The organism is Paenibacillus sp. FSL R10-2748 (genome assembly GCF_038005565.1).
GTDB classification, from domain to species: domain Bacteria; phylum Bacillota; class Bacilli; order Paenibacillales; family Paenibacillaceae; genus Paenibacillus; species Paenibacillus polymyxa_B.
The window spans coordinates 1,305,912-1,319,308 of the sequence record NZ_JBBOTK010000001.1; the positions used below are offsets into that span (position 1 = coordinate 1,305,912).

General features: G+C 47.1%; 8 protein-coding genes. 4 read left to right on the plus strand and 4 right to left on the minus strand.

Annotated elements, in window-relative coordinates:
- Positions 1-46 precede the first annotated feature (46 nt).
- From NSS66_RS06010 to NSS66_RS06025, 4 genes are all read right to left on the minus strand, one after another.
- A complete protein-coding gene (locus NSS66_RS06010; protein ID WP_028543205.1) occupies positions 47-2,722 on the minus strand; it encodes a PAS domain S-box protein in 2,676 nt (891 codons plus the stop codon).
- Between the two features lie 166 nt (positions 2,723-2,888).
- Positions 2,889-3,824, minus strand: coding sequence for a nucleoside hydrolase (locus tag NSS66_RS06015; protein ID WP_028543206.1), 936 nt, complete (start codon positions 3,822-3,824; stop codon positions 2,889-2,891).
- Between the two features lie 173 nt (positions 3,825-3,997).
- A complete protein-coding gene (locus NSS66_RS06020; RefSeq protein WP_340958570.1) occupies positions 3,998-6,151 on the minus strand; it encodes a glycoside hydrolase family 6 protein in 2,154 nt (717 codons plus the stop codon).
- Positions 6,152-6,696: 545 nt separating this feature from the next.
- Positions 6,697-8,196: an alpha-glucosidase/alpha-galactosidase gene (locus NSS66_RS06025; protein WP_028543208.1), complete on the minus strand. Its 1,500-nt coding sequence runs from the start codon at positions 8,194-8,196 to the stop codon at positions 6,697-6,699.
- Between the two features lie 263 nt (positions 8,197-8,459).
- On the opposite strand from NSS66_RS06025, the gene NSS66_RS06030 reads away from it, so the two are divergent.
- From NSS66_RS06030 to NSS66_RS06045, 4 genes are all read left to right on the plus strand, one after another.
- Positions 8,460-9,305, plus strand: a complete 846-nt coding sequence (locus NSS66_RS06030) for a Cof-type HAD-IIB family hydrolase (RefSeq protein ID WP_023987289.1) — start codon at positions 8,460-8,462, stop codon at positions 9,303-9,305.
- Between the two features lie 334 nt (positions 9,306-9,639).
- Positions 9,640-10,638: a sugar-binding protein gene (locus NSS66_RS06035; protein ID WP_023987287.1), complete on the plus strand. Its 999-nt coding sequence runs from the start codon at positions 9,640-9,642 to the stop codon at positions 10,636-10,638.
- On the plus strand, positions 10,635-12,080 hold the full coding sequence (locus tag NSS66_RS06040) for a sensor histidine kinase (RefSeq protein WP_071559103.1): 1,446 nt from the start codon (positions 10,635-10,637) through the stop codon (positions 12,078-12,080). Before NSS66_RS06035 ends, NSS66_RS06040 begins: the two co-directional genes overlap by 4 nt.
- Positions 12,055-13,392 carry a response regulator transcription factor gene (locus NSS66_RS06045; RefSeq protein WP_076264449.1) on the plus strand — a complete coding sequence of 446 codons (1,338 nt, stop codon included), beginning with the start codon at positions 12,055-12,057 and terminating at the stop codon, positions 13,390-13,392. The genes NSS66_RS06040 and NSS66_RS06045 overlap by 26 nt, the downstream gene beginning before the upstream one ends.
- Positions 13,393-13,397 lie beyond the last annotated feature (5 nt).

A 13,397-nucleotide genomic window follows, 5' to 3' on the forward strand; every position in this document is an offset into this window, starting at 1 on the left:
CTTACAAAAATAGCCGTGATGCATCACGCATCACGGCTATCTCTTTTTAGCCTTCCTTTGACTCATAAGGTTCATCACGGCTTATATTCGCAAGCGTTGAACCTTCCGGCAGCTTAAGATCCAGCTGGAACCGGAACGTCGCTCCTCTGGCCTCATCGCTATCTACACCAATAGCCCCCCCCATCAGCTTGACCAAGTTTTTACAGATGGACAATCCTAGTCCCGTCCCTCCATATTTTCGGTTCAGTGCCGGATGAAGCTGGGAAAAAGGCTGAAACAATAGATGCTGGCGGTCTGCTGGGATACCGATTCCAGTATCCGTTACACTGAACTCAATCAGGCATCTATTTTTACGACGGCTGTAAGCCTTTCTCTCCACAAAGATATTTACACGCCCTCGCTCCGTAAATTTGATCGCATTGCTCACCAAATTCACCAGCACCTGTCGAATACGCACATGATCACCGACCAGCATCCCCGGCATTTCCTGATCCACATGCCATTCCAGCTCAATGCCTTTTTCCATAGCCTGCGTCATGAATAGGTCAGCCACACTGCCCACCACATCATCTAGCACAAAGGACTCGTGCAGCAAAGACATTTTGCCAGCTTCGATTTTGCTCAAATCCAGTATCTCGTTCAATATCTGCATTAAAGCACCGCTGCTACTGGTAATAATGTCTATATAGCTACGCTGCTCCTCATCCAATTCAGTATCTGCCAGTAACCCCGCCATGCCTATAATGCCGTTCATCGGTGTACGGAGCTCATGACTCATCACAGAAAGAAACTCTGACTTGGCCCGATCGGCGCGTTCGGCAGACTCCTTGGCCCGAATGATCTCCTTTTCATTCGTCCTGTCTACAAAAACCATCACAGCCCCTTTTCGCTCGCCATTATCCATCAAAGGGCTGATTCGATAGGAGGCCAGAAAGCTGGACCCGCCTTTTTTCCAAAATACAGCTTCCTCTGCCTGATAAGAGGCTCCGCTTCGAATCGCTTGAAGAATAGAGGACTGTTCGTCCGGAAAATGACTGCCAATTTCGTCAGCATGGAGGATCATGTCTATGCAAGCGCCATTCAGCGGATTGGCCGATCCTACGCCAAACATCTCAACAGCTGCCGGGTTCATAAAGCGGACATGTCCTTCGGTACTTAAACCTACAATTCCTTCGGATACGGCATTCAAAATAAGCGAATGCTCATTACTGAGCTTTTCAATTTGAGCAATGTAGCTTTTAAGAGGGGTAACATTTTCTATAATCCCGTAGCAGCCTACAATTTCCTCTTGCACGAAAATCGGGATATTCGTCATCTTGATGAATAGACGCTCCCCCTCCTTATGTATAAATTCCGATTCATAGGTTTGCGTCTCACCCTGCTTGGCCAGCTCCATGTGACGCTTGATTTTGTCCTGTTCCTCAGAGGAAGCCATGATGAGTATGTCAGCCCCAAGCAGCTTATCCTTCGTATAACCCGTAAGCTCCTCCAAGCTCGGATTCACGCTCAAGATATGACCTTCCATATTCACGGCGCATATCCCGAGTGGATTATGCTGAAACAGTGACCTATAACGGTTTTCACTTTCGCGCAGACGCTGCTCCATTTCCCGGTGCTCTGTAACATCCTGGATCATTCCAACCACTTGAACGGGCTTGCCTGCATGCTCGTCCATTTCAGCTTCCCAGATTGAACGCAGTACCTTTTGTTCCCCATTCGGCAATACAATCCGGTAAAAGGTTTCTTCGTGAACTCCCTTTAATATAACGTTGGTGATAATCTGTTTCATGCGCTCTGTATCTTCTGGATGAACAGCCGCCATGAACGCGTCAATACTTGTTTCAACCGACTTGACACGATAACCAAAAATGCTGCGAAATTCCTTGGAGAAATGCATAACATTGTTGACCAGATCCCAGTCCCATGAGCCGAACATCGCCAACCGTTGAGCTTTTGCCAAATTCTCCTCGCTCTTCTGGCGCTCTGTGATGTTGCGTCCGATGGACAGTACTCGCTTGATTCTGCCCTGTTCATCCCGAATAATGCGGTACGATACTTCCAGCCACAAATAGTGCCCGTCCTTATGACGAACACGCCGCTTCATGATGCCTGTTTCCTTGAAGAGTCCATGTACACGCATATAATCGGCATCTTCAACATGGTAGAATTGGAGCCGCTTTTTGCCGAGCATTTCCTGCTTTGTATAGCCTAGGAGTTTTTCCACCGAAGGAGAAATATATTGGAGTATGCCGTCCGCCGTGCTATATGAGATAACATCCGGCGTATTTTCCGTAATCAGCATGTACAAATCCTCATTATCCGAGAGCACCTGCTCCATATCTTTTTTCTCCGTGATATCCATTGCATACGCAATCAAATAAGATTGTTCGGTAGCCTCATCATCAAATATGGTTAATTCCAGCGATAGCCAGACGGATGTTCCCCTTTTATGTTTCAAACGCAGCTCTGTCTTATAGACTTGATCCGTAGCCTGTAGCCAACCTGCATAAGCCTCCCTCAACCCTCGCTGATCCTGAGCCTCTTTATACAAGAGATGGTAATATCGGATATCCAGTAATTCCTCCTGCTCATATCCGACCATTTTGCAAAAGGCGGGATTGACGTACAGGCACTTCCCTTCCCTCGACAAAATCACGATTCCTGTCGGGGCATGATTATACATATGTTCCAGCAAAGGTAGTCGTCGAGCAGCAGAAAACACAATCAATCTCCTCCTCTGTAGTCTGGCAGTTTTATCCAATTGTACATATTATAACATGATATGGGATTTTTATAGCGGTGAGTCCACCTCTAGATGAAGGCCCTTAAAACATGTATGCACAAAAGATTGCCGATGTAGGTTCATCGGCAATCTTCGAATTATTTTTTTATACCACCCGGCTAAGAAAATGACGCAAAAATCGCTCCGCATCGACTTTAAGTGCCACATCAACCGTAGTCAGTGCTTGAGCTTCGTTCTCATTTTGCACCTCACGTGTGCGACCAACCTCGGCGGAATCGCCCACCTCAACGGCAATGTGCATTGGACGCGTCTCCACAAAGCTAGAATCTATCGCTAATCCTACAGCCAGTGGATCATGCAAAGCACAGCCTGCAATACCAGGTCTGAAATTGCGATAGGCTTCCATATAAAAGTCTGTCATATCTGCCATAAACGCACCCAGCTCGGTCCCTTGCTCACGCCATTTGTCCACATCCTGCTGGGGAAGCAGTGTTTGCATCGTGACGTCCAGCCCAACGAGCGTAAGCGGAAAGCCCGCTCCCAGCACATAGGCTGCGGCTTCTGGATCGGCGTAAATATTCGCTTCAGCCGTCGGAGTTACATTCCCTTTCACTGTAACCGCGCCGCCCATGATGATCAGGCGGTCAAGCAATTGGGGCAATTCGGGGCAGCGATCCAATGCAATCGCAAGATTGGTTAGCGGTCCCACAGCTACCAGGGTAAGTTTGCCTTCATAGCGACGAGCCTGTCCGATAATAAAGTCAGCCGCATCCCCAGACGCAGCCTGACGGGAGGGCGCTCCTTTCAATTGATTGCCAATACCGTCTTCACCGTGAATATGCCGGGAATAAGGTTTGAACAACTCCCGAGCATACGGCTTGTGAGCGCCAGACACGACCGGAGCCTCTACCCCCAGTTTTTCCAGCAGAATCAGTGAGTTACGTGTTGCCTCCTCCACCGAGATATTACCAAAGGTGGTTGTAATACCGAGTAGCTCCAATTCCGGCGAATGGACCGCATACGCAATAGCAAGCGCGTCGTCAATGCCAGTATCTACATCTAAGATTAACTTTTTGCTCATGATGACCCTCCACAGTAGAACAGCATTCTTTTTTTCATTATACACAATTTCAATGCTTATTCCCTTGGTCATCAAATTCTTTATTCGAAGACGTAAAAAAGACTACGACAGCTATGCCGTAGCCTTCTTTTAATACTTTTAAATCACTCAAGGGCACTTGTTCTGGCTAAATCCTAAGGCTCGATTCCCCACACCAGCTTATCATTGTGGAACAACGTTACTTTGTTCCATTCTGCATAAGAGGTTTTCGTTGGATCGAAGGAGTAATCATTGGATTCGTTCAGGTTAGACCAGTCACTATTGTTCATGCGGATCTGAATATCACCTGTTTGCGCTCCAGCAGCAAGCGTGCCGGCAGCAGTACTGAAACCAATTTCAATATAGTTGTCTGTAATGGTACGCAGCACGTTATCATTGCCTACTTGCGCATAGTCTACTGCAGATTGCAGCTCTTGGCTGCCATCCTTCGTGAAGTAATAGCGGATTTTCAGCTCACTCAGCTTCACGGGTGTTGTACCTTTATTTTTCAGGTTAAGGAAAGGCTTGACTGCGTTATTAGCTGGGTCGGTGTCACCAGCCCGGTACATTACAACCAGATCACCCGCTGGTTCTGTAGGGTCGGTTGGATCAGTCGGTGTACCTTTAGGTTCAGCGCTTACCGTTGCGGAATCCTTACTTGTTCCTTTCGCATTCGTAGCACTTACAACATAGAAGTAAGTTGTTCCGTTCGTCAGCCCCTTATCCGTGTACTCTCTTTCCGTTACAAGAGGCGCAACGGCTGTAAAAGGACCTGCTTCGCTAGTGGCACGTTTTACCGTGTAGCTATCGGCACCAGTAGACGCATTCCAAGTCAGCGTTACTTGAGCATTACCCACAACAGCCTTTAAGCCTGACGGTACAGCTGGAGCTGTAGGCGCTGGGTCCACACCACCAGTGGAAGGCACGATTGCAGGGTACGCATTTTGTACCAGCATCACAAACTGATCATGGAACCATGCTCCTGAAATAGGTGCATTCGGTAAAGCATCTGTTAATGTGCCATCCTTGGTTGTATAGGTAGGATCACACATACGGTCAAAGCCTTTACCCTCATCGTTCGGAATGAGTGAGCTGGAACCATCGGAATCACCCGGAGGTTTCGCCCATACATAAGCATCAATATGGCCAGCTGGAGCCGTTTGTGGCGGTGTTCCCATACCTGCTCCGCTGTTATTACACCAGTTACCACGGTGCGAGCGTTTGTCAACACGGCCTGAGTTTACATAGGAGTTAATATCATTGCCGACTGCGGAAGTCGGACGGTTAGGTCCGCCCCATCCGTTACGGCCTGTATCAATTAACATACCGAGTGAGCTCGGCCAGCCTGCGCTGACAAAATCTCTATGCAATGACTCTGCGAAATCCGATTCATCGAAATTAGGATTCCATTCATAGTACTTGGACGATTTGATCGGTTGTCCGCCGACATTCAGATTTGGATCAGGCAAATTAGGTTCTGTCAGCGGTGAAGTATTGGCTGTATTCGTGATAAAGCCATCTACACTGGACAGACCTTTGCTAGTGTCTTTGAAGATAGTTGTAAACAGGGATACCGTTGCTGCACGGTTGTTATCCCAACCTAACCAGCCAGAGTGACCGATATCTACGTATTTGTACACATTCGGAATCTCGTTCAGCTTATTCATTGTGTACTTAACGCCAGCTTCATAAATCCCTGTAGACTTGGCTTGCGCACATTTAGGATCATCCAGATTGGTTACCAGGTTTGGCAAACTATCTGGTTCAATGATCGCTACGATACGAATATCCTTATATTTGGGATTTGCAAAAATAGAAGCAATTTTGTCAACATAATCCTTTTTATATGTTTCCAGCCCTGCCTGAGTCAGCGGTAATTCACCATTGGAAGCCAAGGCATGACAATCCCGTCCGGGCAGATCATACACAATAAATTCCGCCGTAATCGGTGTGCTGCCTTTCTTTTGCGCCAATACTTGGTCCAAATGCGCTTCCAGGCCAAGCTTGCCTCCACCGCCGTTAATAGCAGCGATACGATCAAGCCATACGGCTGTCGGGAATGTTTTGACCGTTTGCATTTTTGCTTTCAGATTGGCATCCGTAATCTTGGCAATCGATGTATCAACACTAGCCGCATAATCAGGACTAACATATTTTGTCGCCCCTTGGTAAGGATTGTCCACATGGGATTCTGCATGTATTTTATCCGTAAATCCTGCACCTGGTAGAAAGCTGCTTGCGACGAGTGATAGCGCAAAAGCATACTTCATGCTTTTACGAAGCACTTGCTTTGTTTTCAATTGCTTCACCTATCTTTCCGTGGATTTTGTTGAATCTTCCTATGTCGGCACCTGATTGTTACATGATTAAATGTGAGTTACGCCTACTCTCTCCAAAAAAAAAGCGGCGTTCATAGTTGCGAAAGGTAAGCGCTTTCTATTTGTCCATGCGCTCACATTTTCCCCTTTTTGTCACCTCCTATGTTAGATTATAGTGAGCTGGAAATCTGCTGTAAATTGAATAAATTAAGGACTACATTATTAATTAGGCATATGAATTGCCACTCTAACGGTTCGTTGTGGCACCTCTTTTTCTGAAACCGGTTCCTTCATTTGTTGAACATCCCTGCTATGACAAGCTCTCAGGAGATTTAGGATCGACAGCAAAAGAGCGAATTCAAAAAAAGCAAGACTGCATTCTTTAATTTCCGTCAGCTCAAATCGACAATGATAAACTCCAGAACGCCAACTATGCCAAATCGTTATATCTATCGACAGCAAAAGGGTGTTTTCAGGCCACATGACCGTGAAAACACCCTTTTATTGTTGTGAAGTCAATCTATGCTCTTGTTGTTCTACACTTTTTCGCGATCCTTGCCCTTATCGGATTGCCCTGCATTTTTATTGGCGGCATCCCGATCCAGCTGCATTTCTTCAACCGTCTTCACCTTAAGTCGCGCTGCTCCCTCATAAGGTCGGGTTGGAATCAGATCGCCTGCAGCCAGACGTTGACGCGCCTCGACAATTGCTGCTCCGTATTGCGGCAACCATGCTTCCTGGGCCACCAGCATTTCATCGACCATCTGCCAAATTTCTTTCGGATTACACACCGCGCCCACTAGCGGATCCATCATAAACGCTTGCCGCAGCAACTTATCATCTCCGTGCACAGCCGCTTCAACAGCCAAACGCTGGACGGAAATACTTACATTGCAGACGGCAGCAAGACCGAGCGGAAGGTCTCCTACATGTGGCATGGAGATACCATTCCGATCCACATATCCAGGCGCTTCAATAATCGCATCGTCCGGCAAATTGGAAATCACACCGTTATTTACGACATTAAAATGCCCCCGGTATACACGTCCGGTTTCTAGACCTTCGATAATGTATGAACCATGCTCTTCACCGCGATTTTCCGCCTTGTACTCCAATGGGTCTTCTTTCATCCAGTTGGGGAAATCTGTTTCAAACCAATTACGTCCTTCTGTACATACACGCAGATAGCCGCCTGTTTCTCCGTTGATCCAGCTGCCTAGATCAATCCAGTCCAGAATTTCATTCGGACGCTTCCGGTACCAAGGTACATATTCACTTAGATGGCCATTCGACTCTGTGCTGTAATAGCCAAAACGACGAAGCATGTCGATGCGTACCTTTTCGGTGCGGCTATATTCGGGATGTTTTTCAAAAGCCTCCAGCAGTCCAGCTGTCAGATCCTTGCCTTCATGTGACGCCTGAATGTACCACGTCTGGTGATTGATTCCGGCGCACACAATGTCCACATCCTGCTTCTCCAGACCATACACCTCGGCAATTTGGTGATGCCCATGCTGGACGCCGTGGCATAGGCCGATTGTACGCACACCGCTGTATTTATTGCAGGCCCACGTAATCATCGCCATCGGGTTCGAGTAGTTCAGCAACAATACATCCGGTGCACTTAGCTCGCGGATATCCTTGCAGATGGCCAGCATTTCAGCAATACCACGCTGACCGTACATAATCCCTCCTGCACACAGTGTATCGCCCACGCATTGATCCACGCCATATTTCAGCGGAATATCCACATCGGTTGCAAAGCCCTCTAGCCCTCCTACCCGGATGGTACAAATGACGTATTTGGCATCCTTTAGAGCTATCTTTCGGTCCGTAGAGGACTGTATCTGTATGGACAAACCATTCTCACGAATATCCCGCTGGCACAGCTCAGTAACCATATCCAGATTGTGCTGACTGATATCCGTAAAAGCCACTTCAATATCGTTAAATTCCGGCACCGATAACAAATCTCGTAAAATTCCACGGGTAAAACCGATGCTTCCTGCTCCAATAAAAGCTACTTTAAATGACACGGCATTCAACCTCCGGTAATTAGAATTGGTATATACCGTCATTGTAGCAATAGCTCTGCGGAAAGCGTTATCAAAATCATGACCAGTTTCGTATTTAGGTGTCAAAAATCCTAACTTTCGCTTTAGCAGAGGGTTGCCCATTTCCATTTTGCTCCATCCGTTTCTCTCTTTCTATCTAGTGTTTTTTCAGTTCAATATGTACTTTAAGTGCGGTAAATGTAGTAACATAAAAGAAAACATTGGAGAGCAAGGAGCAGCCTAAGATGAACAAAAAGATTATCTTTTTAGATATAGATGGAACGCTAGTGGATGATGATGGTATGATTCCCGAATCTGCAAAAACAGCATGTATCGAAGCGAGAAAGAACGGACATCTGATTTATTTATGCACTGGCCGATCCAAAGCGGAGATTTATGATTTTATCATGGAGGTCGGTTTTGACGGGATCATCGGAGCTGGCGGGGGCTTTGTAGAAATCGAAGGCGAGATGTTATATCACCACAAAGTATCGGATGAAGATGTTAAACATATGGTCGATTACTTTGATGAACATGATTTGGACTTTTATTTGGAATCGAACGGGGGACTGTTTGCGAGTAAAAACTTTTTGCCCCATGTGGAACGGCTTATCTATGGTGATGTGGACAATGATCCCGTAGCCAGAGAAAAAAAAGAACAACGCCCGCATCCGTTTATCACTGGCCTAACTATAGGAGAGGACAACCTGTATCGTAGTGACGTGAACAAAGCATGCTTTTTGGAAAACAAAAATGTTCCTTTCGAACAGATCAAAAAGGAATTTGCAGGGAAATTTGAGGTTATTCAATGTACTGTATCTGCTTTCGGGCAAGACAGCGGCGAGCTAATGGTTCCCGGTATTCACAAAGCCGTAGCTATTGAAAAGCTTATTGAGCATTTGGGAAGATCCCAAGAAGACACCATTGCTATCGGAGATGGGATGAACGATGCTGAAATGATTGAATATTGTGCGCTAGGAATTGCTATGGGAAATGCCAAACCGGGCCTCAAAGCCATTGCAGATGACATTACGGATGCTGTCGATGAAGATGGACTGTTTCACAGCTTTAAAAAGCATGGTCTGATTTAGTGAGGTTATTTTTTTATACTTAAGCCCCTGCAGTAGTTTCTGGACTTAAAAATGTCCTAATTCTACTGGCAGGGGCCTATCTCCAATGCTATCTTTCCACGGAATTCACTTAGTACTTGCTCGGCTTCCATCTCCTCACTACTTGTAAGATGGGCAAACCATTCTTCAAATATCTGTTGTTGCTTACCCTTCAAGATTTCTACTTTGGTCATGTACCTTGATTAAAATATGGAATTCCTCCTCAATAACCGCGCTTATGCTGACGATAGCTGCGTGCGGTTGTTTTGTTGCTGTATAATGAGTGAGTCTGTAAATATTTACAAAGGAGCAAGACATGTCAAACCGTAAATGGACATTTATCCTTATCCCAGTCTTCCTGCTATTTGCCTGGCTGCTCTTCCAGTTCACTCTGTCTTCTTTTCAAATTCACCAATTTGCAGAGTTATTGAAGACGGTTTCTCCAAAAGACGGGGTTTCCGATACAAAAGTCGTACTGATATCCCAGGAGTTGGATAATTATTACTGGCGGTCAATCGAACAAGGAGCCCGAAAAGAAGCGGAACAGTACGGTATGCGGCTCGATTATATCGGGCCGGACCGCATTAATCCGTCCGAGCAGGTCAAACTGCTGGATAAAGCGATCGCCAGTAAGGCGGATGCAATTCTGGTTCAAGGAATAAATGATCCAGAGTATCGCCGATTAATCGACAAAGCAGCCGGACTTGGCATCCCCGTCATCACGATCGATACGGATGAACCAGATTCCCGTAGACTAGCTTACGTGGGAACGGATAACGAAGGAGCAGGAAAACGGATGGGCGCGCTGTTAGCGAAAGCCTCTGGAGAGCGTGGCGACATTGGAGTTATGATCAGTAGCGAGCGCGTCGAGAATCAGCGACTCAGGCTTGCTGGATTTCGTTCCGTGATCGGTCGCTATCCCAAGCTCCGCATTGTGGAGATTCGCTCCTCAAATATTTCACGGCTTCAGGCAGCACAGCAAGCTCAGAACATGCTCACCCGGTATCCGCAGATCCGCTACATGGTCGGATTCAGTGCGCTGGACGGCCTTGGCATTCTGGAAGCCTCGGAGCGACGCGGAGCGCGGAATTTGCAGATTTTCGCTTTTGACGATATGGCCGAGACGTTGAAAGCCATCAGAGATTGCAAAATCGAACTGACCATTGTTCAACAGCCAGAGGAAATGGGGGCTAAGTCCATAAAATTACTGAATGATTATCTAAAGGGGAATCCCCCCCAGGAATTAACATACACCAGGATATATGAGATGCATGCGGACACTCCCGACAACATGACCGGAGATGACAGACGATGACGATCAGAACGAAGCTGCTTCTGTTCATCCCTCTTCTAGTTGTGTTCGCCAATATCATCGCTTATTTTGTATTCCAAAGCGGAAAGGTCGTACAACAGAGCTACGATGAAATGCTTGGCCGCATTCTTCTCATCGAGCAAACCTCCGAATCGGCGGAGAGCAACTTAAATCTCCTATATGCCTATCTGCTTAATCCAAGAGGCGATAAGGCTGTGCAGGGCCCGACAGAATACCAATTGATGCAGTTGAAAGGCAGAATTCAGGAAGTCTCCTCCTCGACCGACCCTTCTTTCGCCGAGGAGGACTACGTGAATCTGTTGGCTACATTTCTTAAAGAGAAACAAGCCGCAGTTCTGGATGCAAAGGCACAAGATCCTCAATCGGCTTTTGAACATTATATTGAAGCGGAGAAAACCGTCAGCTATATTCATGAGGAGGGTCAGCAACTGATCGATGATGAACTGGCTTATTACCGGCCAATCATTGAGAACATCCGGAACAAGAATGAGCGAATGAACGGATGGGGAGTGGCGTTGTTCGGCATGAACGCGCTGATGGGGGTTTTGCTTGCAATCTGGGTCTCGCGCAGCATTACTGGCCCTGTCGGCAGACTTGTCGGACTGGCGAAGCGAATCGCCACAGGTGATCTGAATATCAAGCCCCAACCGCGACGGGATGACGAGCTAGGCGTACTGTCGGACGCCATTTCGCAAATGTCCACCGATTTGAGTATCCTTATCGAGAAGGATAAACAGAGTCTGGAAATGCGGCGGCTTGTGAAGGAACTGGAGCTTCTGGCTCTGCAAAATCAAATTAACCCGCACTTTTTATTCAATACCTTAAATGTGCTCTCCAAGCTGGCGATCCTGGAAGGGGCGGAGAAAACCAGCGACCTGATCGTTTCGCTGTCCAATCTGCTACGGTACAGCCTGCAGAAGCTGGACAAACCCGTAACTCTCCAGGAGGAACTGGATCATATCCGCGAATACGTAACCATCCAGCAGGCGCGCTTCAGGGACAGAATTCGCTTTGATCTTCACTTTGACGCTTCCGTACTTCAGCAGCAAATTCCGGCCCTGACGATCCAGCCATTTATTGAAAACGCTTTTCTTCATGGTGTGGCAGATATGGAAGACGGAGCCATTATCATGTTAACGCTATCGAGAGCAAACGAAGATGTACAAATTGAAATTTCGGACAACGGAAAGGGCATGACGGAGGAAACCCGACTGTCGGTACTCCATCTTAAAGGCGAAGTCGAAAGCGGCAGTTCAACAGGACTTGGAATGCAAAATGTGTTTAGGCGGCTGCAGTTGTTCTACGGAAAGGAAGGAATGGTTGAAATCAATAGCAATATCGGACGAGGTACTACCATAACAATACGAATTCCAGTCAAGAAGGAGAGTGAGCAGACTGATGTATCGGTTGTTGATCGCGGATGACGAGGCTTTGGAGAGAGAAGGACTGGAATTGACAGTGGAACGGGCGATGCCGGGGATATTCCGGTTTATTCATGCCGGCAACGGCCGCATGGCGATTGAATGTGCGGAAGAGCACCGTCCCCATATTGCCATTCTGGATATCAATATGCCTGGAATTGACGGGCTTGCGGCGCTTCGTGAATTAAAGGAACGGCTTCCCGATACCCGATTCGTGCTCGTTACTGCCTATGATTATTTTGCCTATGCCCGGGAGGCGCTCTCTTTGGGTGTGAAAGAATATATTCTGAAGCCGGCGAAGCGAGAACTGATCATCGGTACACTGAAACGACTGATTGAAGAAATTGAGTGCGAGAAGCGGGCACGTACGGAAGAATTGGAGCTTAGGCACAAAATCTCACAGCTGATGCCGCTCGCAGAAAATGAGCTGGCTTTAATGCTTATGGTCGACCAGACCGTGGATTCAAGCGCTTCCCAGCTATCGGAATGGCTGGACTTTCCTCTTGATCAGGGAAGCGCCATCATTGCCGCCTTTGACGGATATACGGACGAGCAGGATAAAAAGAAAATTTACGATCATTTCCGAAGCTATGTAAAAACGCATGGCCCGAATGCCATTGTAAGCTCCTTGATCGACCATCATGTAGCCACTTTTTTACGAAAGCCACCTGTCACCGGCGAAAACGACTGGCGGCAGTTGGTGAATCACCTTGTTCAGCAGCTCTCCGAGCTTGCCCAGCAGCAACTTGGTATAAAGACGGCCATTGGAATCGGATCGCTGCATAGCGGCGAGGAAGGACTTCGCAAGTCCTATTTCGAAGCCGTTTTTGCCTCCACCCTACGCAAGCGGGATGGAGGTTTCTGCCACTTTGACGAACTGAAGTCATCAGAGGCTGGAAACGCTTCTTTGCTTGCCATCAAAGCGGAGAATGGAATGCTTCAGCAGACATACGTCATGTCAGCACTGCAACGGATACGCGAACAGCGAGAGGTTCAAACACTGACTATGCTGGGTAGGGCGAAAATGTATATCGAGGAACGGTTCAACGATGATCTTTCGCTGGAAGAAGTGGCTGATTTTGTCCATTTGAATCCTCACTACTTCAGCAAAATTTTCAAACAGGAATACGGAGAAACATTCATCGACTTCGTAACCCGGCTGCGGATTGATAAAGCCATCTCTCTGATTAAGGCCGGCAACCTTACTCTTAAGGAAATCAGCTTTGAAGTGGGTTATAAGGACCCGAACTATTTTAGCCGCGTCTTTAAGAAGATAACGGGTGTTCCTCCCACTGAGTTCAAAAGCCAAAAATAGTAGAA